Source organism: Streptomyces sp. NPDC048516 (genome assembly GCF_043199875.1).
Lineage (GTDB): Bacteria > Actinomycetota > Actinomycetes > Streptomycetales > Streptomycetaceae > Streptomyces.
The window spans coordinates 57955-82882 of the sequence record NZ_JBICWS010000009.1; the positions used below are offsets into that span (position 1 = coordinate 57955).

Sequence of the window (24928 nt, forward strand, 5' to 3'; positions counted from 1 at the left end):
GACCCCCCGGTTCCCGCGCCGTCCCGGACACGGGCAAGGCCGCCCGGTGAGGAGAGCGCTCCTCACCGGGCGGCCTGCCGTGCCGGGTCATGCTCATTCGGGGACGGTGCACTCGAAGGCGTGCAGGTACGGGTTGACCTCCCGGATCTCGCCGACCTTCAGGCCGGCCTCCGTCATCCGGCTGACCAGGCTCGCCTTGGTGTGCTTGGCGCCGCCGACGTTGAGCAGCAGCAGCAGGTCCATGGCGGTGGTGAACTTCATCGAGGGGCTGTCGTCGACCAGATTCTCGATGATCACGACGCGCGCCCCGGGGCGGGCGGCCGCGACCACGTGGTGCAGCGTCCTGCGGGTGCTCTCGTCGTCCCACTCCAGGATGTTCTTGATGATGTAGACATCGGCCCGGACCGGGATGTCCTCGCGGCAGTCGCCGGGCACGACCCGTACCCGCGAGGCGAGCGGGCCGCCGTCGCGCAGCCGGGGGTCCGGGTTCGCCACGACGGTGGGCAGATCGAGCAGCGTGCCCTCGAGAGCGGGGTACTTCTCCAGCAGACTGGCGAGCACATGCCCCTGGCCGCCGCCGATGTCCGCCACCGACGACGCACCGGTCAGATCGAGCAGGTCCGCGATGTCCTGCGCCGACTGCTTGCTGGACGTGGTCATCGCGCGGTTGAACACCTCGGCCGAGTCCCCGGCGTCCTGGTGCAGGTACTCGAAGAAGCTCTTGCCGTACAGGTCGTCGAAGACGCTGCGGCCGGTGCGCACCGCATCGTCGAGCCGCGGCCAGGCCGCCCAGGTCCACGGCTCGGTGCACCACAGCGAGATGTACCGCAGGCTGTTGGGGGTGTCCTCCCGCAGCAGCCGGGACATCTCCGTGTGGACGTACTTGCCGTCGTCGGTCTCCTCGAAGATCCCGTAGCACGACAGGGTGCGCAGCAGCCGGTCCAGCGGCCGGGGCTCGGTCTTCACCGCGGCGGCCAGTTCCTCCGCGGTGGTGGGCCGGTCGCCCAGTGCGTCGGCGACGCGGAGTTGCGCCGCCGCCCGCACGGCCGCCGCACAGGCGGCTCCGAAGACGAGCTCCCGGAGCCGCATGGCCGGCTGGGGGGTGGGACTTACGGTGGTCATTCCGCCTCTATTCTCCGGTTGAAGAGGGCTGCGCCGCGTGCACCTCATGCCGTCGGCACAGACCGGCCGGCTGCGAGGTCCGGCAGATGTTGTCGACGAACCGGTTTCCCCTGCCCTTGGGGTCGCGGTTGGCGAGGTCCACCGGCCTGTTGTGCAGCACGAGGTTGTCGATGATGAGGTTGCGTTCGTTGGTCGTCTTCACGAAGCTGTGGAAGAGCACGACGCCGCCGGAGAGCGGGGACTTGCCGACGTTGTCGCGGATCAGATTCCGCCGCACCAGCGTCTTCTCGGCGCCGGTGAGAACGATGCCGGACCCTTGGAGGAACGGCAGGCGGGGGTTGGCGGGGCAGTACTTGTTGTTCTTGACGATGGTGTTGTTCCGGACCGCCAGGGCTCCCGCCCGGGGGCGGGACTCGTCTCCGACGACGAAGATGCCGGCGCAGTTCCTGGTGATGGTGTTGTGGGCGATCGTCAGGTTTCTGACGCGGCGTACCGTGATGCCGACCCGGTTCCTCGCGAGGTAGTTCTCGGTGACCGTGGCCCCGCGGGTGTCGGTGGCCCCGCCCTCCTCCTTGACCGTGTTGGCCAGGAAGATGCCGGAGTCGCCGTTGCCGGTGACGACGTTGTCCCGGAACAGCCCGCGGACGGACTTCTCCTGGGCGATGCCCCACACGCCGTTGTTCCGTGCGAACACGTGACGCACGGCCAGCCGGTCGGTGCCGGAGGCCCAGACGCCGTTCTTCTTGAATCCCTTGACGGTCAGCGAACGGATGCTGACATCCCGCAGCGGCCTGCCCGCCTTGCCGATGACGCAGATGCCGTTGCCGGCCTTCGCGCACATGTTCCCGGCGCGCTTGCCGATCGGGCCGATCACCGTCTTGGGGCCCGCACCGACGAGGCGCAGCCGCGGCTTGCGGATGACCACGCTCTCCCGGTAGAGGCCGGGCCGGATGATGACCGTCTCACCCGGCTTCGCTCTGTCCACCGCCCGTTGGATCGACTGACCGGGGTGGACGACGAGTCGTTCCGTTGCGTCGCTCGGTGATGCCGCGCCCAGTCCGCCGACCAGCATCGCGGCGACGCAGCCCATGTATTTCATCTGTCGTAGCGCCATGAAGCGAAGCTATGGGCGATCACTTCCCCTCGCCACATGTGGTGACCCGATGATGACGGTGCGTGCAGTGGCCAGCTTTCGACACGCCGTCAAGTCCGCGGCCCGGCGCCGCACCGGATGGCCGGTCAGGGCCGGTCAGCGGGTTTTTCCCGGTCGTCGTCGGCAGCACCGGACGCCTCGGTGCGCGGCCGGCAACCGGCCGGAGCGCCCTCGCCTGACCGGGTATCGGACGGCGTGCCGGACTCGGCATCGGGCCGGGCGTCCGACGGGTCGTCAGCCGGTCCGTCCGGCCACGTCTCGGTCAGGAAGGCCGCGAGGCTGGTCGGCAGAAACCATGGACGGGCGCGGGAAAGGGTCACGGAGGACCAACGCGCCAGGCCCGCCCGACGACACCCGCTCAGGGCCGTCGGCGCGTTTGATCACCCCAACGGCCCCGGGGAGGCGGCGCTGAACGGGCGTCGGCCGTCGCTCGGCGCCGCATCGGGGGAGCGCCGCATCGGGCGCCGTCCGGGCCACCGGGCCATCGGGTCACCGGGCCACCGGGGCAACCAGAGCCACCGGGCCACCGGGGGCAACCGGAGCCACCGGGGCCAGCCCGCCCGTTCGGCCGCGCTGCGCTCCACACAGAACTCGTTGCCCTCGATATCGGCCGGTGTCACCCACCCGGCCCCGTCGGCCCGCCGGTGGTCGGCCACCGGGGTCGCGCCGAGCGCCAGCAGCCGTTCGACCTCCTCGTCCCGGCTCCGGTCCTGGGGCTGCAGATCCAGGTGCACTCTGTTCTTCCCGGCCCTGGGATCGGGCGCCGTGACGAAGAGCAAGGTGCCACCCGTGGCCGTGACCGTGGCCTCCGGATCGCCCGGCAGGTCGTCCTCGGCCGGCGTGCCGTCCAGCACCTGTGCCCGAAAGCTCGCCAGGCGGTAGGCATCGGTGCAGTCGATCCTGGTGTGACGTATCAGTATCGTGGTGTGACGTATCAGTGAAGTCATGGGCGTCACTGTGCGGTTGGGGGGCAGGGGGCAGGGGGCTGCCCAGCGGAAACCACATGGTACGGGTGGCCGCCCGGGACGGTACCGGGCGGCATCGGGAGGTTCCGGCCTCGCAGCCGGCGGACCCGCGGGACGTACCGGCGGCGAGGGCTCCAGCCTGTCCGTTCCGCAACTACCCGTGTCCGCAGTCGAGTTCGCTCGATCCCTTCGATCCCTTCGATCCGAGTCCGGCGCGACGGCCCGGGCGGACGGTGGCGCCGGCGGTCCGGTGCCCACGGGCACGGGTGGTGCCGGGTGGTGTCGGTCGGGGGCGGCGGCGCGGTGTCCGCGCCGTGTGTGCCCACGGTTTGTCCGGTACACCCATTCAAGTTGCCTGACCCCGTCGTCTACAGTTGCAGAATTCCGCAATTCAACAGATGACGCGACGGCCGGTCGGCCTGAACGCGGAGGATATGCGTGGGCGGTTTCGCCGAATCGGTATGGATACGGCTACGGATACGGATACGGGCGCGCGCGGCGCTGACCGGGCCCGGTCCCGGGAGCGGGGTGCGGGCATGAACGGCGCCTGGTTTCCGCTCTGTCAGGCCAAGGCCGACTTCTTCCGGATGCTGGGCCACCCGGTCCGTATCCGGGTGCTGGAACTGCTCCAGGACGGGCCGATGCCCGTGCGGGGACTGCTCTCCGCGATCGAGGTGGAGCCGTCCGCGCTCTCCCAGCAACTCGCCGTGCTGCGCCGCTCGGGCATGGTGACGGCCACCCGCAGCGGCTCCACCGTCGTCTACGAGCTGGCCGGAGGCGACGTCGCGGAGCTGCTGCGCGCCGCCCGCCGGGTCCTCACCGAGGTGCTTGCCGGGCAGCACGCGCTACTCACCGAGCTGCGGCAGGCCGAGGCCGGCGCCCTGCCGGCGCCCGGCGGGGTGGGGGCGGTCTCGTGATCCGTCCCCTTCGACCTCTTCGACCCCTTCGACCTCTTCGGTCTCTTCGATCCCTTCGGCCCCGTCATCCCGAGGACGGTGGCCGACCGGGGAAGGTCCGCCCGTTCACCAGCGGAAAAGGGTGAAGCGGATGCCCGGATCACCACGGCGTAAGGGACCGCCGCCATGGCGGGCGGTCCGCTCCCGTACCTGCATACCCACGCCCCTCGGGCCGGGGACCGTACGGCCCTGCCGGGGACGTCCCCCCGGACGTGGGCCGCTGCGCACCGCTCGCGGACACGGCTGTGCGTGCCCGGAGAGCGTCGCCCGCCACGGCACCGCGCCGCGCTGTGGCGTCCGGCGGGACCGTGCGACCGCGGTGCGCCCCGGGACACAGCTGGCGCGGCTGCCCGGTGCGGTACTGCTCACCCACCGGGCTCCACGGCGCAGCCCGTGGCGGCAGGTGCTGCTCTCCATCCTCGTGACCCATCTGCTGCTGGTCTTCCTGGCGCTGGTCATCTATCTGGGCCGGCACGCCGGGACGTGACGCGGAGGCCGGCGAGAACAGGGGCGCCGATGCCCGCCGCGGACGCCTCGCCCGCTCCGGTCCGCCACAGCCACGCCACATCGCGTCCGAACGACCACACCAGGAGCGCCAGCGCCACGGCCACCGTGGTGACCGCCCAGGTCTGCGGCAGGATCCCCGTACCGGCCACGACCAGCACGACACCCTGCAGCGCCGCCACCGTTTTGCGGGCCATGCTGTGCGGCAGGTCACCGCGCAGCCACGGCAGCACCCAGGAGGCCGCGACGAAGGCGTAGCGCATGAGGCCGATGGCCAGCACCCAGGCGCCCAGCGGGATCGCGACATGGACACAGAGCACCAGGATCAAGAAGGCGTCGACCTCCATGTCGAAGCGCGCCCCCAGGGGCGTCGCCGTGCCGGTGCGCCGGGCCACCTGTCCGTCGACCGCGTCCAGGACCAGCGCCACCGCGGCGAACACGATCAGCACGGTGACCGGTGTGTGCCGGGCGAAGGAGTCCGCGACCAGCGCGGTCACCCCGCCGACGAGAATGGTGCGGGCCAGTGTGACGCGGTTGGCCGGCCCGAATGACGTGGTCCACGTCCGGCGCAGCGCGACGGTGAGCACGGCCCAGGTGGCCACGGCGAAGAGGCACCCCGTGAACCACCCCACGGCGCCCAGACCGCCCACCCGGCACAGGACTTCCAGAACCAGCAGTTGAACACCCATACCGGCCGTAATGTCCGGTCCGAACGGCCTTGTGTCGTAGAGCGTTTGTACGGCCACCCTGCCTCCCGGGATGTGTAGCGGAGTCGAAGGGCGCCGCGTAGGGTGACGGCGTCCTCATGATCCCCAGCATCGATGAACCATCGCCGTAGCGTCCAGGAGGATCCCGATGCCGCGTGCCGCTTGTGCCTTTTGGCTAAGCGCTCCAGGTCAGGGCGAGATCCGGACGGTAGCCCTTCCGGAGCCCGCCGCCGGTGAGGTCCTGGTGCGCTCGGTCTGCTCCGGAGTGAGCCGTGGAACGGAGACCCTGGTCTTCCGTGGCGGCGTCCCCGAGAGCCAGCACGCCGTGATGCGGGCGCCGTTCCAGGAAGGCGACTTCCCGGCACCGGTCAAGTACGGCTATCTCAATGTTGGCGTCGTCGAGGAAGGCCCGCACGACCTGCTGGGCCGTACGGTCTTCTGCCTGTATCCGCACCAGACGCACTTCGTCGTCCCGGCGAGCGCCGTCACCCCGGTACCGGACAGCGTCCCCGCCGCCCGGGCCGTGCTGGCGGGCACGGTCGAGACCGCGGTGAACGCCCTGTGGGACGCCGCGCCGCTGGTCGGCGACCGGATCGCGGTGGTCGGCGCGGGCATGATCGGCTGCAGCGTCGCCGCGGTCCTGGCCCGCTTCCCCGGGGTCCGGGTGCAGTTGGTCGACGCCGACCCCGCGCGCGCCGCCACCGCCCGGGCGCTGGGCGTGGACTTCGCGTCGCCCGCGGACGCGCTGGGCGACTGTGACCTGGTCGTACACGCCAGCGCCAGCGAGCAGGGGCTGGCCCGCTCGCTCGAACTGCTCGTGCCGGAAGGCACCGTGATCGAGCTGAGCTGGTACGGAGACCGGCAGGTCAGCCTGCCGCTGGGGGAGGCCTTCCACTCCCGCCGGCTGGTCGTCCGCAGCAGCCAGGTGGGCACGGTCTCCCCGGCCCGGCCCCGCCGTACCTTCGCAGACCGGCTCGCGCTCGCCCTCGACCTGCTCGCCGACCCCGCCTTCGATGCGCTGATCACCGGCGAGTCGGCCTTCGAAGACCTGCCGCGGGTGCTTCCCCGGCTCTCCTCCGGCGATCTCCCGGCGCTCTGTCACCGCATCCGGTACGGGCCGGCGGACGGCTGACAACCGGCGGAAGACCGGCCGGAATTCGCTTCCCGACGACACCTCACTGAGACCGACATCACACCGGAGGAACGGCCTTGTTCAGCATCACCGTCCGCGATCACCTCATGGTCGCCCACAGCTTCCGTGGCGCGGTCTTCGGACCCGCGCAGCGTCTGCACGGCGCGACCTTCATCGTGGACGCCACCTTCCGCCGGGCGGAGCTCGACGCCGACAACATCGTTGTCGACATCGGCCTGGCCACCCAGGAACTCGGCGCCGTGATCGGTGAGCTGAACTACCGCAACCTCGACGACGAGCCCGACTTCGCCGGCATCAACACCTCGACGGAGGCTCTCGCCAAGGTCATCGCCGACCGGCTCGCCGACCGCATCGAGGCGGGCAACTTCGGTGCGGGCGCCCGCGAACTGGCGGGGATCTCGGTCACCCTGCACGAGTCGCACATCGCCTGGGCGACGTACGAGCGCACCCTGTGACCCCTGCCGGCGCCTCCGCCGCGGCGGAGCGTGTGGTGCATGTCGTCCTCCCCGGCGATGTCGACGATCCGGCGGTGCCCAGCGGCGGCAACACCTACGACCGCCGGGTGTGCCGCGACCTCCCGGCGGCGGGCTGGCAGCCGCGCCCGTACGCGGCGCCCGGAAGCTGGCCGCGGCCGGACGCCACCGCCCGCGCGGGGCTCGTGCGGCATCTGGCCGCGCTGCCGGACGGCGCCGTGGTCCTCCTCGACGGCCTGGTCGCCTGCGGTGTCCCCGAGATCCTGGAACCCGAGGCGGCACGGCTGCGGCTCGCCGTACTGGTCCATCTGCCGCTGGCCGACGAGACCGGACTCGACCCCGCCCTGGCGGCGGAGTTGAACGCCCTGGAACGCCGTGCCCTGCACGCCGTGGGGGCCGTCGTGGCCACCAGTGAGTGGGCGGCCCGCAGGCTCGTCGCCCACCACGGGCTGGCGCCTGCGCGGGTCCGTGTCGCCAGGCCGGGAGCCGATGCCGCGCCCCTCGCGCCGGGCACCGACGGCGTCACCGGGCTGCTGTGCGTCGCCGCGGTCACCCCGCGCAAGGGGCAGCACCTCCTGGTGGAGGCCCTTGCCACCGTCACCGAGCTGCCCTGGCGCTGTGCCTGCGTCGGAGGGCTCGACCGCGACCCCGGCTACGTCGCGCAACTACGGCGTCGCATCACGGAGTCCGGCCTCGACGACCGGATCGACCTCACCGGGCCGCGGGCGGGCGCGGACCTGGAGGCCCGTTACGCCTCGGCCGACCTGCTGGTCCTCACCTCGTACGCGGAGACCTACGGCATGGTCGTCACCGAGGCGCTGGCCCGGGGGATTCCGGTGCTGGCGACGGAGGTTGACGGCGTACCGGAAGCGGTCGGTCGGGCGCCCGACGGCAGCGTGCCCGGCCTGCTCGTACCGGCCGGCCGACCCGCGGCCGTTGCCGGGGCGCTGCGTGACTGGCTGGGCGATCCGCAACTGCGTGATCGGTTGAAGACCGCGGCACGCGGACGGCGTGCCATGCTGGAGGGGTGGGAGATGACGTCGCACAGTCTGGCCGGAGCGCTGGAAATGCTTCGGGACGAGATCCGGAGCATACGGTGAACGCGTCCGAGAGGCCCCGGTTCGCCCCGCGCTGGCTGGAGTTGCGCGAGCGCGCCGATGCCGCCGCCCGCGCACCCGAGCTGCTGCATCCACTGCTGGAGTGGATGTCCGCGCGGCCGGCACCCGCCGGCCCACCCGGGAGCACCGGCGGTCTGGTGATCCGCGATCTCGGCTGTGGCACCGGCTCGATGGGACGCTGGCTCGCCGTCCGGCTCCCCGGCCCCCAGCACTGGATCCTGCACGACCTCGACCCGCTGCTCCTCGCGCACGCCGGTGCGCGGCTGCCCGTAACGGCAGCCGACGGTACGCGCGTTGACGCCACGACCCGGCGCGGCGACCTGGCCGCCCTCACCGCCGACGACCTCGCCGGCACCTCGCTGGTGACCGCCTCCGCGCTGCTCGATCTGCTCACCCGCGAGGAGGTGGAGGCGCTTGCCGAGGCCTGTGTGGACGCGGGCTCCCCGGCGCTGCTGGCGCTCTCCGTCGCCGGACGGGTCGACCTCACCCCCTCCGATCCGTTCGACGCCGAGATCGCCGAGGCCTTCAACGACCATCAGCGGCGCACGGACCAGGGCCGCGCCCTGCTCGGGCCGGACGCCGTCGCGGCGGCGGTCGCGGCGTTCGAGCGGCGCGGCGCGACCGTGCTGGTGCGGTCCAGCCCCTGGCGGCTGGACTGTGCGGAATCCGCGCTGACCGCGGAGTGGCTGCGTGGCTGGGTCGGCGCGGCGCGCGCCCAGCGGCCGGCGCTGGCTCCTGAGGCGGTGGCCTATCTGTGCCGGCGGCTGGAGGAGTGTGCGGCGGGGGATCTGTCCGTCGCGGTGCACCACACGGATCTGCTGGCGCTGCCCGGACCCCCCTCCTCCGGGAGTGCGGGATGAACCGCTCCCGCTGGGCGGCGTGGCTCAGGCTGCTCGCGGGACTGGGCATCCTGGTGGCGTTGGTGTGGCATCTGGGCTCCGCCGCGTTCCTGGACGGACTGCGCAGGATCGATGCCGCCACGCTGCTGGCCGCCCTCGCCATCGGCCTGCTCACCACGGTGTTCAGCGCCTGGCGGTGGTGCCTGGTGGCTCGCGGCCTCGGCCTGCGGCTGCCGCTGGGCGGCGCCGTCGCGGACTACTACCGGGCGCTGTTCCTGAACGCGGCGCTGCCCGGCGGCGTCCTGGGCGATGTGCACCGGGCCGTACGCCACGGCCGGCACTCCGGTGACCTCGGTCGGGGCGTGCGGGCAGTGGTCCTGGAACGCACCGCGGGCCAGGTCGTGCTGCTGGTCGCCGGGGCGGTGGTGCTGCTCGCCCGGCCCTCGCCGGTGCTGGCACCGGTCACCCGCTTCCTCACCTCGCCCGCTGTCGCACTGACCGCGGCCGCGGGGGGCGTGCTGCTGGTGACGGTCGCCGGTCTGCTGCGCCGGCGACGGGGCGCCTCGCGCGCCGAACGTGCCCTGCGCACCGTGCTGACCGAAGCGCGTCAGGGCCTGCTCGCCCGCGGCGTCTGGCCCGGTGTCCTGCTCTCCTCGGTGGCGGTCCTGGCGGGCTACCTCGGGATGTTCGTGCTGGCCGCCCGGGTCGCGGGAGCCGACGCACCGACGACCGAACTGGTGCCGCTCGTGGTGCTGGCGCTGCTCGCGATGGCGCTGCCGCTGAACGTCGGCGGCTGGGGCCCGCGGGAGGGCGTCGCCGCCTGGGCCTTCGGCGCCGCCGGGCTAGGCGCGGCGCAGGGGCTCACCACCGCCGTGATCTACGGTGTGCTCGCCTTCGCCGCGAGCCTCCCGGGCGCCGGGGTGCTGCTCGTCCGCCGGTCCGCCGGACGGCGCGCCGAACCCCCGCAGTTCGAGTTCGAAGAGCGTGTCCTCGCCGAGCAGGGCGCGTCGCAGCGGCGGGCGTAGCGCCTCCCGCATCACCGGGGTGCCGGGAAACCGCAGACCGGGCACGCCGTCGCCGAGCAGAACCGGTGCGATGGTGACGTACAGCCGGTGCAGCGCCCGCTCCTGCAGGAACCGCGACACGGTGACGCCGCCCCCCTCGATCAGCACCCGGCCCAGACCACGCCGCGCCAGCGCCGACAGCACCCGCCGGGGGGTGAACGCGTCCGCGTCCGGCAGGACCAGCACCTCGACGCCGCTGCCGCGCGGCACGGCGGTGACCTCGGGGCCCACCACCCACAGCGTCGGCGCGGCGCCATCGGTGAACACCCCGCTGCTCAGCGGCACCCGCCCCCGCGGATCGAGCACCACCCGCACCGGATTGTCCCCGGTACAGGCGCGCACGGTCAGCCGCGGATCGTCCGCCACCGCGGTGCCGGCCCCGACCACCACCGCATCGGCCAGCGCGCGCAGCCGGTGCAGATGACAGCGGTCCTCCGGGCCGGTGACATAGTCGGCGTCGCCGGTACGGGTCGCGATGAAGCCGTCCAGGCTCTGCCCGAGCTGCGCGAACGCGACCCGGGGCCCGGCCAGGCACAGCGGCAGATAGCGCGTGGCGAGTTCCACCGCCTCCGGGACGGCGGGCCGGTCCCAGCGCGGCCCGCCGTCGCCGTCCGTCACCCATCCGGCGGCCCGTGCCTGGTCCGCGGTACGGATCGCCCGCAGCCGCTCCCAGGCGGCCGCCACGTCGAGCACGTCAGTCATGGCCTTCCGTTCCTGCGCCGAACAGCGCGGCATATTCGTCGAATGCCTCGACCAGGCCGGCCAGCAATTCCTGCCCCTTGCGGGCGGAGGCCAGCGAGGGGCGCCCGATGACCCCGGATTCGGTATACGCCGACATGCCGAGCGTCAGCAGCTGCTTCCGGTCATCGGCGACGCAATCCGCCGATTCGTAGCCTTCCTTGACCAATTCGGGATGGGCGTACAGCAGAATGGACGTCTCGGCCTCTCCGGCATGCATATCGGTGTGCCCGGACGTCTGCACCCCGGCCCGGGTGCGCGCGGCGTCCCAGTCGGCCGATCCGGGGAAGAGCGCCATCCGCATGCCGCTCCCCGCGGATTCCTGAACGACATTGCGCAGCACATAATTGCCACCGTGCCCGTTGACGAGAATCAACGTGCCGATACCGGACTTGCGGAGCGAATCAGCGATGTCCGTGACGACCGCATGCAGGGTACGTGCCGAAATGCTCACCGTCCCGGGCCATGCGGCATGTTCGTGTGAACAGGACACGGTCAGCGGCGGCAGCAGCTGCACGGGACGGCCGGCGGCCACCTCCCGGGCGATGGTGCAGGCGATGACGGTATCGGTGGTCAACGGCAGGAAGGCGCCGTGCTGTTCGAAGCTGCCGATGGGCAGCACGGCCATCGTCGGCTGCCGTGCCCGTACGTCCTGTGTGGTGTCCGCCGGCAACAGGCCGGGCGCCGAAGTCGGGTGTCCCGAAGCGGTCATCGTGTGCTGCGGCCTTTCGTCGCTGACTCACCGAGTCATGGTTGTCGCAGCATACTTGTTGTGTTCTGAGTGACTACCGGCGATCCATTCCCACCGCGGGTACGATCGCGCCATGATGGACGCCGACGACGATGCCCGCCCCGACCTCCGTGTCGCAATCGATGATGCCCTCGGTCGGAAACCCGATGTGGAACAGGTGGTGACGGTCAGGCTGCCCACCACATATGGTGAATTCCTCGCCGTCGGCTATCTGGACCGCCGCAGCGGGATCGAGCAAGTAGCCCTGGTCCACGGTGATGTCGGGGAAGAGCCGGTGCTGACCCGGGTGCATTCGGAATGCCTCACCGGTGATGTCTTCTCCTCCAGCCACTGTGAATGCGGCGATCAATTGGACGCCGCGCTGCGGGCGATCGTGGCGGAAGGGCGCGGCATTCTGGTCTATCTCCAGGGCCATGAGGGCCGGGGGATCGGCCTGTTGGCCAAGCTCCAGGCGATGAAGCTGCAGGAGGGCGGGCTGGACACGGTCGAGGCGAACATCGCGCTCGGGCTGCCCGTCGACGCCCGCGAGTACGGCGTCGCCGCGGAGATGCTGCTGGACCTCGGAGTCCGGTCCGTCCGGCTGCTGTCGAACAATCCGCGCAAGCGCGAGGCGCTGCTGCGGTACGGCATCGCCGTCGCCGAACAGGTACCGCTGCTGATGACGCCCCGTGCGGAGAACATCCGCTACCTCCGCGCCAAACGGGAGCGCCTGGACCACGATCTGCCGCATCTGGACGGCATCCCCGGCCTGTCCTGACGAGGCGGAACCCTCGTGCGTGCGGCCACCTGACGACACGTCCCGCACCACGGGAAAGGGCCCGCGACGCCGGACGTCGCGGGCCCTTTCCCGGTGACCGCCGGATCAGGAGACGGCGGGTGCCGCCTCGGCCGCGGGGGCCTGGGACCGGGTCGGCACGACCCGCTCCGCGAGGTGGCCGAAGACCAGCCCGAAGGCGGTCCACAGCACCAGTTGAATGGCGATCGCCGACAGCCGGAACTGCCAGAGCAGCGTGGCCGAGAAGCCGTGCGGCACCTCGTTGATCGCCGGCAGGAACGCATAGGCGAGGCCGATGGCGATCACGAACGCGGCCCCGGCCGCGACCGCCGCGTACCAGGTGCCCAGCTTCGGAGCCAGCCGCTTGCCGAGGATCGTGGCGGCGACGGCCAGCAGGATGCCGAGCAGCATCATCAGGAAGTACAGGGCGGTGCGTTTGCCGATCGTGTCGGGGTCACCGACGGACGGCGGATTGGCCGGGTACTTCAGGAACGGTACGAGGTAGACGGCCAGCAGCGCCGCACCGGAGAGCAGCGCGGCCGTGGCCCGGGCACCGAACCTGCCGATCCGCCCGAGGGCGAAGCAGAAGGCGAGTGCGGCGATGCCGCCCAGCGCCACGCCGTAGACGAGCACGCCGGTGGCCAGGCCCGCCGTGGACTGCACACCGCGGCTGACGACTTCCATCTCGTGTTCGTGGCTGTGTGCTTCCTCGAAGGCGATGGCGGCGTCCACCTGCGGTTCACCCAGCAGATAGGCGACGACGAGGGCCAGGACGCCGGCGGCCAGACCGGCGAGCATCCCGCGCACCAGGAGGTTTCTGATGGTGACGGAGTTCATGGGTGCGCCGTCCGATCAGTGGCAGGGGAAGCCGAGGAGGTGGCGCCCGTCGTGGACCCACTCGTGGACCTCCGTGCCGGACAGCACGGCGGTGGCGCCCTGCTCCGCGCCGATGAAGTACAGCAGAACGAGCATCAGGACGCCGAAGAACAGCGCCCAGGGGGCAATGGCTTTGAGGGGGAGCGGGGCCGGGGTGACGGCGCCGGTGGCCGGGGGTGCGATGGTCTGGGCCATGGCGGAACCTCCTGTGCGGGGAACTCGCGTCCCTGTTCGTGGGAGTGCGTAACGACATGCCGGGTCTGGCTCGCCCGGTTCCGGCCCTGCTGGGCTGGAAAAAACCGGACATACAGTGGCGCGACCGCGCCGGGATCTCACCGGCTTCCGTCATGTCGTCGTCAATATCATCGGGAAGGTACCGCGAACCTGACCCCGGGCCAAGGCCGCGTAGGGGGCGGAGAGGCGCGGGGAAGGGCGTGCGGGCCGGACAACTCCCCTGCGCGGGTACGGCGTTGCCGGTGCCGGTGAACAGCGAAAGAAGAGGGCATGACAACTCGGGTGATGTTGGTCTCACCGGCCGCGGGCGACGCCCAGCGCGAGGTGCGCTTCGACGACGACGGCCCGCTGAGCGAGGCCGGGCTGCGCCGTGTCCGGGAGGCGGCCGGAGCGCTTCCGGCGGCCGGCCGGAACTTTGTCTCGCCCTCCGCCCGATGCCGGAGCACGGCCGGGGAGCTCGGGCTGCCGGCCCGTCCCGCGCCGGAGCTGGCGGGCTGTGCGATGGGCGGCTGGCGCGGCCGCACCCTGGCGGAGGTCGCCGACGCCGAACCGCTCGCGGTGTCCGCCTGGCTCTCGGACCCGGACTTCGTGGGGCACGGCGGGGAGTCCCTGCGGCAGCTCTGCGACCGGGTCGGGGCCTGGCTGGCGCGGATGCCCCCGGATGCGGGCCGGGTGCTGGCCGTCGTCGAGCCGGATGTCGTCCGGGCGGCGGTGGTCTGCGCGCTCGGGGTTCCCGTGGAGGCGTTCTGGCGGCTGGATGTGCCGCCGCTGACCGTGACCGAGCTGAGCGGCCGCGGCGGGCGCTGGAATCTGGGCCTGGGGCGGGCACCCGACCGCAGGTGAGGGCGGTGCGGCCGCTACCCGGCAAAATTCACTTGGCACTTCATCTACACATAAAGGCGACATAAGCGCAGAATAAAGGTGCGCGGCTCGATGCCACGCTGAACGGCCAGACCGCGAGCGAAGGAGGCGAGTCGCATGGCCGACCTCTCACACCACAGGGGAGATCTCGCAGGTCACCCCGATGCTTCTGAGATGCAGGCTCGGTACGAGCGGGTGCTCGGCGGGCGTGACGTGGTACTCGTCGACGGGCCGGTGTTGCTCGTCGGTCTGTACTGCGCCGTCTCGCCGTGGATCCTCCACTTCACCGCCGCACAGCCGGCGCTCGTGACGCACAACCTCATCCTCGGTATCGCGATCGCCCTCCTGGCGGTCGGCTTCACCGTGACCCCTGAGCGGATGTACGGCCTGAGCGGCGCGATGTGCGCGATCGGCGTGTGGATGATCATCTCGCCCTGGATCGTCGGAAGCAGCCCGGACGCCGGTGTCATCTGGAACAACGTCGTCATCGGCGCCCTGACGTTCCTGCTGGGTGCCATGTGTGTCGCCGCAGCGTCGAAGAGCCGCCGCGGCACGTGACGCGCCCTCCCCGAGGGCAGGCGACAGCCGCCGACCGCGGGCCCCTCACGGGGGCGAGCCGGTCGGCGGCCGCCCCCTGTGCACCCCGCCGGGGACGGATCCCTGCACACATGCGATAACCCGGCAAATTCGGTTAAATCGGTTGCATGGGTCCGCCGAATGTGGCCCGCCGCCCCGGAGAGGGAGCGATCCGTGACCGCTGCACCCGTGGATGACCACCAGGACTTCGCCGATGCCGACCGTGGCTTCATCGCCGCGCTCGACCCGCCCCAGGTCACCGCGGACGACGGCACGGTGATCTGGGACGCCGAGGCCTACGGGTTCCTGGCCGGGAACTGCCCCGAGACCGCGAACGAGAGCCTGTGGCGGCAGGGCCGGCTGGTGAGCCGGCAGGGCCTCTACGAGGTGACCGAGGGCATCTACCAGGCCCGTGGCCTGGACCTGTCCAATATGACGCTGGTCGAGGGCGACCACGGTGTCGTCGTCATCGATCCGCTGGTCTCCGCCGAGACCGCCGCCGCGGCTCTGGAGCTCTACCGCAAGTACCGCGGCGACCGGCCGGTCACCGGCCTGATCTACACCCACTCGCACGGAGAGCACTTCGGCGGCGGACGGGGCGTCCTGCCGCACGACCACCACCCCGTCCCGGTGCTCGCGCCGGCCGGCTTCCTCCGGCACGCGGTCCGCGAGGACGTCTACGCGGGTACGGCCATGGCCCGCCGCTCCGTCTACATGTACGGAACACGGCTCCCCAAGGGCCCCGACGGCCAGATCGGCTGCGGTCTGGGCGCCACCCGCTCCACCGGCACCATGACGCTCATCCCGCCGACCGTGGACATCACCCGCACCGGCCAGGAGGAGATCGTCGACGGCGTACGCATGGTCTTCCAGCTCACCCCGGGCACCGAGGCACCCGCCGAGATGAACTTCTGCCTCCCGGCGCACGAAGCCCTGTGCCTGGCCGAGAACGCCACCCACACCCTGCACACCGTCCTGCCGCTGCGGGGCGGCGCCGTCCGTGACGCCCGGGCCTGGTCCCGTTACCTGGGTGAGGCGCTGGCCCTCTTCGGCGACGAGGCGGAAGTCGCCTTCGCCTCCCACCACTGGCCCACCTGGGGCAAGGACCGCGTCAAGACCCTGCTGGCCCACCAGCGTGACCTGTACGCCTATCTGCACGACCAGACGCTGCGGCTGCTCAACGAAGGGCTCACCGGCACCGAGATCGCCGAGGAGCTACGGCTGCCGCCGGCCCTGGAGCAGGACCAGGCCCTCCACGGCTACTACGGCGCGCTCAGCCACAACGTCAAGGCGATCTACCAGCGCTACCTGGGCTGGTTCGACGGCAACCCGGCCCACCTGTGGGAACACCCGCCGGCCGAGCAGTCCAAGCGCTATGTCAAGACCATGGGCGGCGTCGAGGCCACGGTGGACGCGGGCAAACGGTACGCCGCCGACGGCGATCTGCGGTTCGCGGCCACGCTGCTCAACCATGCGGTCTTCGCGGCCCCCCACAACCTCCGCGCCCGGCGCGAACTGGCCCTGGTGTACGAACGGCTGGGCCACGGCTGCGAGAACGGCACCTGGCGGAACTTCTACCTCACCGGCGCCATGGAGCTGCGCGGCACCCTGGCCGAGGCCCGCCCGGACACCGCCGACCCCGAGATCGCCCTGGCCCTGTCCGTCGACCAGCTCCTCGACACGCTCGCCATCCGCATCGACGGCCCCCGGGCCTGGTCCATCGCACTCACCCTCGACCTCTACCTCCCCGAAGAGGACCGGACCTGGCAGCTGACGCTCTCCCACGGAGCCCTCACCCACCTCAGCTCACCCGGCGCCCCCACACCGTCCGGCGAACGCGCCCCCGACCTCACGCTCACCCTCACCAAGCCCCAGCTGCTCGAACTGCTCGCCGGACGCGGTCCCGGCGACGCCGTACAGCACGGCGAGACCGGGGCGCTGGACCGGCTGCTGAGCCTCGTCCGCACGCCGGACCCCACATTCCCCGTCGTCACGCCCTGACGAGGACCGCCCGCGCCGCCGGCGGCCGTCAACCTCGTGCCCCGGCCCGCCGCACCGGGCTCCGGCCGGCGCCGCGGCTGGGGCAAACTGGGCCGGTGGCGAGCAACATTCCCGAGGAGCCGACCAGTTTCATCGGCCGGCGGGCCGAACTGCGCCGGATCGACGAAGAGTTGACGGAGCACCGGCTGATCACCCTGACCGGCCCCGGCGGTGTGGGCAAGACCCGGATCGCGATGCGGGCCGCGCGCGCGGCGGCCGCGCGGTATCCCGACGGGGTCTGCTGGGTGGATCTGTGGCCCCTGCGGGGCGCGGGGCGGCTGGTGGCCGGCGTCTGCGATGCCGTCGGGCTGGCCGACCACACGGCGCGGACGCCGGTGGCGGTGCTGTGCGAAGGGCTCGCCGGCAAACGGCTGCTGCTGGTGCTGGACTCCTGCGAACACCTCGTCGACGCCTGCCGCGACCTGCTCGCAGACCTGCTGACCGCCGCCCCCGGTGTGACCGTGCTGGTCACCAGCCGGCAGCCGCTGGACCTCGTCGGCGAATGGACCACCGAGATCGGCCCGCTGCCCTGCACGGGCGACAACGACGCACTGGCCCTGTTCACCGCACGCGCCACGGCCGCGGCCCCCGGCCTGCGGCTCACCGCACCACCGCATGCGACGGCCGCCGCCGTCATCTGCCGCCGCCTCGAAGGCATCCCGCTGGCCCTGGAGCTGGCCGGTGCCCAGCTGGCGAACAGCTCCGTCGAGCAGATCGCCGACCGGCTCACCTCCCGCTTCGAGACCCTTGAGGGCGGCGGACCGGTACGTCTGCCGCGGCACCGGACGCTGCGCTGCGCCATCGGCTGGAGCCATGAACTGTGCGCACCGCTGGAACGGCTGCTGTGGGCCCGGCTGTCCGTCTTCCGCGGCACCTTCGAAGAGGAGTCGGCGCGTGCCGTGTGTGCCGGCGGACCGCTCACCGCCGCACAGGTGCGCACCACGCTGGACGCACTGGCAGCCAAGTCGGTGCTCACCCGCGAGGGCCCGCGCTACCGCATGCTCGACACGCTGCGCGAGTACGGGCGGATGTGGCTGGCCGAACTGGACGAGACGACGGCGCTGGCGGACCGGCACGCCGCGCACTTCGCCTCCTTCGGCCGCCGCGCCGAACGGGGCTGGCTGGGCCCCGAACAGGTCGGGTGGTACGGCAGGGTCGCCGAGGCCCACGTCGACCTGTGCACCGCACTGGACCACCTCCTGGCCACCGACCCGGAGCGGGCCCAGGACCTCAGCGCGTCGATCGGCTTCTTCTGGAGCTGCTGCGGCCATCTTCACGAGGCCAGGGACTACGTGGCCCGCGCCCTGGCCGCCCACCAGGGGCCGGGCCCGGCACGCACCCGGGCGCTGTGGGCACTGGGCGTGGCCGTACTGCTGCAGGGCGATCTGACGCTCGCCGACGACCTGGGCCTGGAGTGCGCCCGCGCGGCACGGGCGGATGACGATGCGGAGGCGCAGCTCCAGGCGGGCTATCTCACCGGCCTCACCCATCTGATGGCGGGTCGTCCGATGTCCGCGCACACCGTCGCGGAACAGGCGCTCGCCCCCGCGCGGTGCACCCCCTTCGACTCTCCCGGACGGCTGCGCTGCCACCTCGTACAGCTCTTCGCGCTGACCGGCCTGGGCAAGCTCACCGAGGCCCGTGCCGCGGCGAGCGCGCTGCGCCGCGGGTGTGTCCAGCGCGGCGAATACTGGACCCGGTCCTATATCGACTACCAGCTCTCACTGATCTCGCTGTTCCAGGGCCGGCCGGAGGAATCGGCGGGCCACGCCCGGTCGATGCTCGCGGCCAAAGCGGGCATCGGCGACAAGTTCGGTATCGCGCTCGGCCTGGACCTGCTCGCGGCCGCGGTGGCGGCCCAGGGCCACGGAGCGGCCGCCGCCCGCGTCTACGGCAGCGGCCAGGCCCTCTGGCGGACCGTAGGGCATCCCCAGCGCGGCACCCCCGAGCTGCGCGCGGTACGCGAGGAGTGCGAGCGGCGGGCCCGCGCGGCGATCGGCGACGAGGCGTACGCGGACCTCTTCCACCGGGCCAGCGAGGAGCGGCCCCAGGCCTCGCTCGCCCGGATCCTGGCGGGCGAGCTGTGACCGGGTTGGCCCTCACCGCTCGCTTCCGGCGGCGGGATCGCCGGCCAGCGCGTACAGCAGCTCGTAGGCGGTACTGATCATCCCGCAGGTGCGGCCGCGGCGGGTGGCCAGCGCGACCAGCCCGGTGTGCGACGCCGGGTGGTAGCCCAGGAACGCCTGCTGGCCGAAGGTCGCACCGACGTGGAAGAGCAACGGGCCTCGCGGAGCCGGATGCTGATACCACGTCAGGGTGTGGGTGTGGCGCTTGCGCCAGCCGCGGCGCAGCAGTGGCACCTGGACGTCGCGCAGCGGCCCGGCCAGCGGCGTGCCCTCGGGGGAGAGGTGCGCTTCGAGGTAGGTGAGCAGGTCATCGGGGGTGGCACGGACCGACCCGGCGGCGACGAAGGCGCCCATGTCGGCACTGCCGACCGGCGTCACCCCGTTCGTGCGGTGGCCGATGGCGTCGGTGCCGGTGGTGCCGGGGCCCAGCGTGGTGTCCGTCAGCCCGAGGGGGCGCAGCACCCGGTCGGCGAGCAGGGCGGGGTAACCGGCGTCCGCGGCACCGGACATGGCCGGGCCGAGCAGCGCCAGCCCGAAGTTGGAGTACCGCCAGCGGGTGCCGGGACGGTGCCGCGGCCGGGTACGGGCGAAGGTGCGCAGCAGCCGCTCGGTGTCGTAGCGGGCGTAGCCGTTGGCGTACGGGTGCACCAGCGCGCCGGCGATCAGGTCCGGGGGGATCCGCGGCAGCCCGGAGGTGTGGGTGGCCAGCTGCCGCAGAGTGATCCGGCGCGAGTGCGGATGCGGCAGCGCCAGCTCGGGCAGACGGTCGACGAGCCGGTCGTCGAGGGACAGCACACCGTCCCTGGCCAGCCCGGCGAGCAGCAGCACGGTGAAGGTCTTGGACAGCGACCCCAGTTCGTAGCGCAGCGCATGGCGGGGGGTGGGCGGCGCCAGCGCCGAGCCACCGGTCATCACGGTCCGGCGGCCGTTGCGGGTGACCGCCAGCACGACGTCCGGCGCGTCGATCTCGGTGACCGCGTCCGCGAGACGGTCCCCGAGTGCCGGCCCGGGGCTTTCGGGAGTCATCCGACGGCGGACAAGGCCCGGGAGGTGGCCATCGCGGAGGCGAACGCGGCGACCAGGGTGGGGTGGTGGACCAGGTCGAAGACCCGCGCCGCGTCACCCTCCGGCATCCGGCGCTGGATGGGCATCGCGCCGGTGGGCGACTGGGCCGCGGCGTACCGCGCCCACAGTTCCGCGTCCAGGGCGGGCCGCGGCAGGCAGGCGTCGACGACGAGGAGTTCGCCGAGCAGATCCCAGTGTTCGAGGTCCGCCCAGTCCTCCATCCAGGCGGGCAGGTACCGCGTGAGGTAGTCGGCGATGGCCGGCGGGATGCGCTCGGGTGCCTCGCCCCAGTTGGTGAGGTGGAAGACGGTGTGGGTGAGGTCGTAGGCGATGTGCAGCTGCACCGTCCACGGCTCGGGCAGCTGCCCCAGCCAGGTGCGGTCCACGGCCTGGTCGAAGTCGCTGCTGGGCGGCAGGCCGAGCTTGCGCTCCGCGTTGAGCACACCGAGCCGCCGGTTGGGCATCATCTCCAGCGCCGTCCAGGTGGTGGTGCGCCGGCAGATCTCCAGCGCGGCCTCCAGCCCCGGGTGGCGGTGGCCGAGCTCGTGGAAGGTCGCATAGACCTCCAGGGGCACGGGGGAGAGCGGCTCGTCGTGCTGTAGCCGGGCCAGCACATTGCCGCCGTCCAGCAGCTCCCGCCAGGCGAAGTCCAGCAGCTTCCCGGCCCGTTCCTTCTGCCGGGAGCCGGCCACGCCCTCCCGGAACAGCACCTGCATATTGAGCGCCAGCTCCCCGATGGGCTTGAGCCGTTCGACGACCGCGCCGTTGGTGGCGAGGTCGTCGGGGGTCAGCCGGAAGTGCTCACGGTGAGCATCGAGCCAGGTCAGGGCGCGGTCGCCGACACCGTGCAGCAAGGCGGGGGATGCGGCCGTCACGGTCACGGGGCTGTCTCGCTTTCACAGGAGGTCCGCCCGCCCGCCATCGCCGTATCCCCGGCCGGGAGCCCGGCCTCGGCCTCGTCGGAGGCGGTACGGGCGAGGGTGGCGGCGAACGCGGTCACCAGGGTGGAGTGGTAGCAGGCCGTGAACGCCCCGGCCCGGTCGCCGGCCGGCGGTGCGGTGCCGATCTCCGGCACGCTGCCGTCGGCCGCCTGGGCGCCGGCCAGCCGCTGCCAGGCCTCCGGATGGTACGGGGCCTGGGGCAGGCAGGCCGTCACGGCCAGCAACTCACCGGCCAGGTCCCACAGCTGTTCCTCCAGCCAGTTCTCCAGCCAGGAGGGGAGCCACAGCCGCAGATAGCCGGCGAGCTCGGGGGAGAGCCGCTGCCGGTTGCGGCCCCAGTCGGTGAGGTGGAAGACGTCATGGGTCACGCCGTACGCCGCCTTGCGGTCCAGCGCCCAGGGCTCCGGCAGCCCGCCGAGGCCGGTCAGGGCCAGGACGGCGCCGAAGTCGGCGTGCCGGCGCAGTCCGATCCGCCTCTCCGCGTTGAGCACACCGAGCGTACGGGTGTGATCCTCGCGGGCCACCCGCCAGCCACGCAGCCGGGTCGTGAGGTCCACCAGTCGGTCGGCCTCGGCATGGCGCAGCCCGGCCTGGGCGAACACGCCGTACAGCTCGACCGGATAGGTCGCGAACGGCTCGCCGCGGATCAGCTCGGCGAACAGCTCCCCGTCGCGGGTCTCGTTCCAGGCGAACGCGAACAGTCCGCGGGCGGTCTGCCGGATCTCGTCACACGGGTGCAACACGCCGATCAGCTGGGTCAGTTCGGCCAGTTCACCCAGTGGTTTGAGGGTCAGATTGGGGTCGGCGTCCGTGGTGACGTTCGGGGGCAGGCGGAAGTGGTCGCGCGTCTCCTCCAGCCACCCCAGGCTGCCGTGGACCATCCGGTCCAGCAGCCCGGGGTCGCCCCGGCCGCCGGTCACCAACCCCGCCCGTAGAAGCGCTGGGCGGCCACGATGTGCAGCGTCACCCGCGGGTCGGCGCCGCCCATGTGACGGACGAACGCCAGCCCGCTGTCGAGCCCCAGGGTCTGCGGCACGTCGGGCAGCCGGGACAGCCAGCGGCCCAGACCGGCCGCCTGCAGCCAGTCCCTGCGGCGGACCGCCCGGACGAAACCACGGGCCAGATCGTCGGTGCGGGCCGCCAGTTGCTCGGCGAGACCGGGCGCCAGCCCGGGCAGCGCGAGCGCGGCGAGCTGTGACACGCGATGCGCAAGCTTCGGCCAGGGGTCGGTTTCGACCCATCCGGCCGCGGCCTCGGGTGGCGGCGGCCAGGGCTGTGTACTTCCGGACAGAAACGCGTGCGAGGCCTCGACCAGGCCCCGGTAGGTCCACACCGACACCTCCGAGGCGTCCGTTCCCGGTGGATAGGCCGAGAGCGCCTGCCGGACGACCTCGGCATCGTCCCCGCCGACGGGCGCTGCGGGATGGTCCATTGCGTACGGCGCGAGCGCATCGGCACCCAGCACCCGGAGGGCGGCCGGAGCCAGCGCATCGCTCTGCCGCAGAACGGCCGACAACGCATAAGGGTCGCCCTCGCCCCGCAGGGCGAGGGCGACCCCGGTTGCGGCATCGGCAATCACAGCGCTCAGCGGGACTGCTCCCTGCGTCTGATCAGCCAACGCTTTCCCCTCAGCCTCAGCGAACGTCGGTCTTGGGCCGGGGGGTGGGCGGCGAGATCAGGAGCAGCGCGGCCAGCAGCAGCGCACCTCCGCACTCGCGGGTATCGCGGAAGACACCGTCGGCCTCGGCGGGTTCAAGCAGTCCCGCGACCTCGGCGGCCAGGGCGGCCGTCTCGACCGGCGCTGTGCGATCCGTAACCATGCGATCAACTCCTTCGACGAATGGGATCCCAGATTCACATCGGCATATTTGCGACGCAAGGGGAAAAATCTGACAAACGACGGCCTTCCGGGTGACTTCGCATCCCTTCCGACCAGCCCTGCGACCCACAACTCCCTTGTCATGCCCGTCTGATGGCGCGCCCTCCGGCGCGGCAGGCAGGCGTACGGGGAGAGGGCCCCAAGGGGGAGGGAGGCGCACCGATGGGGGATCGGACTGCTCTGTTCGGATGCACGGCGCGCAGCGGATGCCCGCCGCGGAGCGGACGCCCGCCGCGGCCCGCTGCCGGGTGGGGCGACGGGTGGCTCGCGCGCGCGTCATCCCGGGACGGCTTCGGAGTCGAGCTGGGCGAATACTTCGGCGACGAGGGGCAGGTCACTGACCACCCCTGGCTGCTCGGCCGTGATCACGGCCTCTGTGTGCGGCCCTGCGGGAACCGCTCCAGCGGGTGGTGACGTCATCGTCGGCTTTCGATGTCCGGCGGGGCAAGGACCGCTCCCGCTACGTCCTGGCGGTCACCGGCCGGGACGGTCACCACACCGCGCTGTCCTGGGCGGAGCTCGACGCCGCCTCCGGGGACACGCCGGTCCTGCTGGGCACGGCTCTGGACGGGCGGGCGCTCGATGCCGCGGGCAGCCGGCTCGTGGTGCCCTCGGACCGCTGCGGGGCCCGCTACATCAGCGCCGTCACCGGCATCTGGTTGGGTACCTGCTTCCCGCCCGCGGCGGACGGGTTCCCCTCCGGCGGGCGGGGGCCGGGGGCGGGCGTGTTCTGACCGAATACCGGAAAGGGCCGAACACCGGAAGGGCCGAACGCCGGAGAGGACGAACGCCGGGAGGGCCGAAGTCCCGCGTGGCACCGGGGACTTCGGCGGTCCGCGCTCAGATCGCGGCGAGCGAGATCTCGGTCGACTTGACCAGCGCGGTGACCTCGGCACCGGCGGCCAGGCCCAGGTCCTCCGCCGCGTCCCTGGTGATCGCGGCGGTCAGCTCCCCGCCCGCGACGGCGACCTTGACGCCCGCCATCGCGCCGCCGGTGGTGACATCGGTGACGGTGCCGGGGATCCGGTTACGGATGCTCAGACCGTCCACCGCGCCGGTGGCGAGCGCGACCTCGGTGGACTTGATCAGTGCGCGCACCGCGGAACCCTCGTCGATGCCCAGCTCCTTCACCGCCTCCAGGGTGATCGCCGCGGTGATCTGCTGGCCGCCCTCCAGCCGCACCTTGACGGTCGCCATGACCTCGCCGGGGGTGACGGAGAGAACGGTGCCGGAAATCTGGTTACGAATGCTCAGGCTCATCGAAATGCCTCACCGGTGGAGTGGAAAGCGGAGGGTGGAATGTCGCGTTTTCCCTGCTCTGATGTCTGCACCCTAACCACACAACGCGCCGCGTTCCGGGCGTACATGGCAGATGCCGGGCAGATATCCGAATGCGCCTGGCAAAACAGCGAAGGTGCGGAGAATCCCACCGGTCATTCGGGGCACGCACCGGCCGGCGGGCCGCTTTTCGTTCCTTCCTCCAGAATGCCTGGCATCTGCCATATAGCTTCCCCCGAGGAATTGCAAATGCCAGCCGATACCGCATATCTTGTCGCACATGCAGTCCTACACGATCGGCCAGGCGGCGCGGCTGCTGGGCGTCAGCCCGGACACCACCCGCCGCTGGGCGGACGCCGGCAAAGTCGCGACCCATCGTGACGACAGCGGCCGCCGCCTCATCGAAGGCCGCGATCTGGCCGCCTTCTCCGTCGAGGTGGCACAGACCTGCACCGTCGAGGACGACGCCTCGTACACCTCCGCGCGCAATGCCTTCCCGGGCATCGTCACCGCCGTCAAGCTCGGCGATGTCGCGGCCCAGGTCGAGATCCAGGCCGGTCCGCACCGCCTGGTGTCCCTGCTGACCCGGGAAGCGGTGGAGGAACTGGGCCTGGAGGTCGGCATGCAGGCCACCGCCCGCGTGAAGTCCACCAGCGTGCACATCGACCGCACCTGACCCACCGCGGTAGCACCCGGCCGATCCGCAACCACCGTCCCCCACCGGCCGGCTGCGC

26 protein-coding genes, 2 pseudogenes and 1 riboswitch are annotated in these 24928 nt (G+C 72.0%); of the genes and pseudogenes, 14 read left to right on the forward strand and 14 right to left on the reverse strand.

Annotated elements, in window-relative coordinates; genetic code table 11:
- Positions 1-93: 93 nt before the first annotated feature.
- The 3 genes from ACGFR7_RS19320 to ACGFR7_RS19330 form a co-directional block, all read right to left on the reverse strand.
- Positions 94-1122, reverse strand: coding sequence for a methyltransferase (locus ACGFR7_RS19320; protein WP_393320346.1), 1029 nt, complete (start codon positions 1120-1122; stop codon positions 94-96).
- Between the two features lie 7 nt (positions 1123-1129).
- Positions 1130-2236, reverse strand: a complete 1107-nt coding sequence (locus tag ACGFR7_RS19325) for a nitrous oxide reductase family maturation protein NosD (protein ID WP_393320349.1) — start codon at positions 2234-2236, stop codon at positions 1130-1132.
- Between the two features lie 419 nt (positions 2237-2655).
- Entirely contained in the window at positions 2656-3222 is a 567-nt protein-coding gene (locus tag ACGFR7_RS19330) for a VOC family protein (protein WP_393320352.1), read from the reverse strand.
- A gap of 554 nt (positions 3223-3776) precedes the next feature.
- On the opposite strand from ACGFR7_RS19330, the gene ACGFR7_RS19335 reads away from it, so the two are divergent.
- The gene (locus ACGFR7_RS19335) at positions 3777-4157 is read left to right on the forward strand and encodes an ArsR/SmtB family transcription factor (RefSeq protein ID WP_393320355.1); all 381 of its coding nucleotides are present in this window, start codon (positions 3777-3779) and stop codon (positions 4155-4157) included.
- A gap of 358 nt (positions 4158-4515) precedes the next feature.
- Entirely contained in the window at positions 4516-4683 is a 168-nt protein-coding gene (locus ACGFR7_RS19340; RefSeq protein ID WP_393320358.1) for a hypothetical protein, read from the forward strand.
- Here ACGFR7_RS19340 and ACGFR7_RS19345 read toward each other — a convergent pair.
- On the reverse strand, positions 4652-5389 hold the full coding sequence (locus tag ACGFR7_RS19345) for a CDP-alcohol phosphatidyltransferase family protein (RefSeq protein ID WP_393320361.1): 738 nt from the start codon (positions 5387-5389) through the stop codon (positions 4652-4654). The genes ACGFR7_RS19340 and ACGFR7_RS19345 overlap by 32 nt on opposite strands.
- Before the next feature lie 166 nt (positions 5390-5555).
- Between ACGFR7_RS19345 and ACGFR7_RS19350 the strand changes: the two genes are divergently transcribed.
- The 5 genes from ACGFR7_RS19350 to ACGFR7_RS19370 all read left to right on the forward strand — a co-directional run bounded on the left by ACGFR7_RS19350 (position 5556) and on the right by ACGFR7_RS19370 (position 10015).
- A complete protein-coding gene (locus ACGFR7_RS19350; protein ID WP_393320364.1) occupies positions 5556-6539 on the forward strand; it encodes a zinc-binding alcohol dehydrogenase in 984 nt (327 codons plus the stop codon).
- Positions 6540-6616: 77 nt separating this feature from the next.
- Positions 6617-7015, forward strand: coding sequence for a 6-carboxytetrahydropterin synthase (locus ACGFR7_RS19355; protein ID WP_088796329.1), 399 nt, complete (start codon positions 6617-6619; stop codon positions 7013-7015).
- Positions 7012-8133 carry a glycosyltransferase family 4 protein gene (locus ACGFR7_RS19360; protein WP_393320367.1) on the forward strand — a complete coding sequence of 374 codons (1122 nt, stop codon included), beginning with the start codon at positions 7012-7014 and terminating at the stop codon, positions 8131-8133. Before ACGFR7_RS19355 ends, ACGFR7_RS19360 begins: the two co-directional genes overlap by 4 nt.
- The gene (locus tag ACGFR7_RS19365) at positions 8130-9011 is read left to right on the forward strand and encodes a methyltransferase domain-containing protein (protein WP_393320370.1); all 882 of its coding nucleotides are present in this window, start codon (positions 8130-8132) and stop codon (positions 9009-9011) included. Before ACGFR7_RS19360 ends, ACGFR7_RS19365 begins: the two co-directional genes overlap by 4 nt.
- Positions 9008-10015 (forward strand): lysylphosphatidylglycerol synthase transmembrane domain-containing protein, encoded by a 1008-nt coding sequence (locus ACGFR7_RS19370; protein ID WP_393320373.1) that lies wholly within the window; start codon positions 9008-9010, stop codon positions 10013-10015. Before ACGFR7_RS19365 ends, ACGFR7_RS19370 begins: the two co-directional genes overlap by 4 nt.
- A gap of 102 nt (positions 10016-10117) precedes the next feature.
- Here ACGFR7_RS19370 and ACGFR7_RS19375 read toward each other — a convergent pair.
- Positions 10118-10789, reverse strand: a pseudogene (locus ACGFR7_RS19375) (RibD family protein); the annotation flags it as partial.
- Entirely contained in the window at positions 10749-11504 is a 756-nt protein-coding gene (locus ACGFR7_RS19380; protein ID WP_393320376.1) for a creatininase family protein, read from the reverse strand. The pseudogene ACGFR7_RS19375 and the gene ACGFR7_RS19380, both read right to left, overlap by 41 nt.
- 112 nt (positions 11505-11616) lie before the next feature.
- Between ACGFR7_RS19380 and ribA the strand changes: the two genes are divergently transcribed.
- Complete coding sequence (gene ribA, locus ACGFR7_RS19385) at positions 11617-12300, forward strand: GTP cyclohydrolase II (RefSeq protein WP_393320379.1); 684 nt, start codon at positions 11617-11619, stop codon at positions 12298-12300.
- Positions 12301-12405: 105 nt separating this feature from the next.
- Here ribA and ACGFR7_RS19390 read toward each other — a convergent pair whose 3' ends face one another.
- Both ACGFR7_RS19390 and ACGFR7_RS19395 read right to left on the reverse strand, forming a co-directional pair.
- Complete coding sequence (locus tag ACGFR7_RS19390) at positions 12406-13155, reverse strand: CbtA family protein (RefSeq protein WP_393320382.1); 750 nt, start codon at positions 13153-13155, stop codon at positions 12406-12408.
- 15 nt (positions 13156-13170) lie between these two features.
- Positions 13171-13389: a CbtB-domain containing protein gene (locus ACGFR7_RS19395; protein ID WP_350249405.1), complete on the reverse strand. Its 219-nt coding sequence runs from the start codon at positions 13387-13389 to the stop codon at positions 13171-13173.
- A 63-nt stretch (positions 13390-13452) separates the two neighbouring features.
- Positions 13453-13538: riboswitch (cobalamin riboswitch) on the reverse strand.
- A 160-nt stretch (positions 13539-13698) separates the two neighbouring features.
- Between ACGFR7_RS19395 and ACGFR7_RS19400 the strand changes: the two genes are divergently transcribed.
- From ACGFR7_RS19400 to ACGFR7_RS19415, 4 genes are all read left to right on the forward strand, one after another.
- On the forward strand, positions 13699-14271 hold the full coding sequence (locus tag ACGFR7_RS19400) for a histidine phosphatase family protein (RefSeq protein WP_393320385.1): 573 nt from the start codon (positions 13699-13701) through the stop codon (positions 14269-14271).
- A gap of 135 nt (positions 14272-14406) precedes the next feature.
- The gene (locus ACGFR7_RS19405; RefSeq protein WP_393320388.1) at positions 14407-14847 is read left to right on the forward strand and encodes an SPW repeat protein; all 441 of its coding nucleotides are present in this window, start codon (positions 14407-14409) and stop codon (positions 14845-14847) included.
- 192 nt (positions 14848-15039) lie between these two features.
- Entirely contained in the window at positions 15040-16866 is a 1827-nt protein-coding gene (locus ACGFR7_RS19410; RefSeq protein WP_393320391.1) for an alkyl/aryl-sulfatase, read from the forward strand.
- A gap of 95 nt (positions 16867-16961) precedes the next feature.
- The gene (locus tag ACGFR7_RS19415; protein WP_393320394.1) at positions 16962-18992 is read left to right on the forward strand and encodes an ATP-binding protein; all 2031 of its coding nucleotides are present in this window, start codon (positions 16962-16964) and stop codon (positions 18990-18992) included.
- A 12-nt stretch (positions 18993-19004) separates the two neighbouring features.
- Here ACGFR7_RS19415 and ACGFR7_RS19420 read toward each other — a convergent pair whose 3' ends face one another.
- Genes ACGFR7_RS19420 through ACGFR7_RS19440 form a run of 5 tightly spaced genes read right to left on the reverse strand, consistent with a single transcriptional unit; the run spans position 19005 to position 22857 of the window.
- Positions 19005-20057, reverse strand: a complete 1053-nt coding sequence (locus ACGFR7_RS19420; protein ID WP_393320397.1) for a serine hydrolase domain-containing protein — start codon at positions 20055-20057, stop codon at positions 19005-19007.
- The gene (locus tag ACGFR7_RS19425; RefSeq protein ID WP_393320400.1) at positions 20054-20977 is read right to left on the reverse strand and encodes a DUF6895 family protein; all 924 of its coding nucleotides are present in this window, start codon (positions 20975-20977) and stop codon (positions 20054-20056) included. The genes ACGFR7_RS19420 and ACGFR7_RS19425 overlap by 4 nt, the downstream gene beginning before the upstream one ends.
- Positions 20974-21957, reverse strand: coding sequence for a DUF6895 family protein (locus ACGFR7_RS19430; protein ID WP_393320403.1), 984 nt, complete (start codon positions 21955-21957; stop codon positions 20974-20976). The genes ACGFR7_RS19425 and ACGFR7_RS19430 overlap by 4 nt, the downstream gene beginning before the upstream one ends.
- Positions 21954-22655: a hypothetical protein gene (locus tag ACGFR7_RS19435; protein WP_393320405.1), complete on the reverse strand. Its 702-nt coding sequence runs from the start codon at positions 22653-22655 to the stop codon at positions 21954-21956. The genes ACGFR7_RS19430 and ACGFR7_RS19435 overlap by 4 nt, the downstream gene beginning before the upstream one ends.
- A gap of 16 nt (positions 22656-22671) precedes the next feature.
- Entirely contained in the window at positions 22672-22857 is a 186-nt protein-coding gene (locus tag ACGFR7_RS19440; protein WP_393320408.1) for a hypothetical protein, read from the reverse strand.
- Between the two features lie 454 nt (positions 22858-23311).
- Between ACGFR7_RS19440 and ACGFR7_RS19445 the strand changes: the two are divergent.
- Positions 23312-23650: pseudogene (locus ACGFR7_RS19445) on the forward strand (molybdopterin-dependent oxidoreductase); the annotation flags it as partial.
- Between the two features lie 106 nt (positions 23651-23756).
- Here the strand turns inward: ACGFR7_RS19445 and ACGFR7_RS19450 are convergent.
- Positions 23757-24176, reverse strand: coding sequence for a molybdopterin-binding protein (locus ACGFR7_RS19450; protein WP_393320411.1), 420 nt, complete (start codon positions 24174-24176; stop codon positions 23757-23759).
- Positions 24177-24474: 298 nt separating this feature from the next.
- Here ACGFR7_RS19450 and ACGFR7_RS19455 point away from each other — a divergent pair, with 298 nt between their 5' ends.
- Complete coding sequence (locus ACGFR7_RS19455) at positions 24475-24870, forward strand: molybdopterin-binding protein (RefSeq protein WP_393320414.1); 396 nt, start codon at positions 24475-24477, stop codon at positions 24868-24870.
- The last annotated feature ends 58 nt before the right edge of the window (positions 24871-24928 follow it).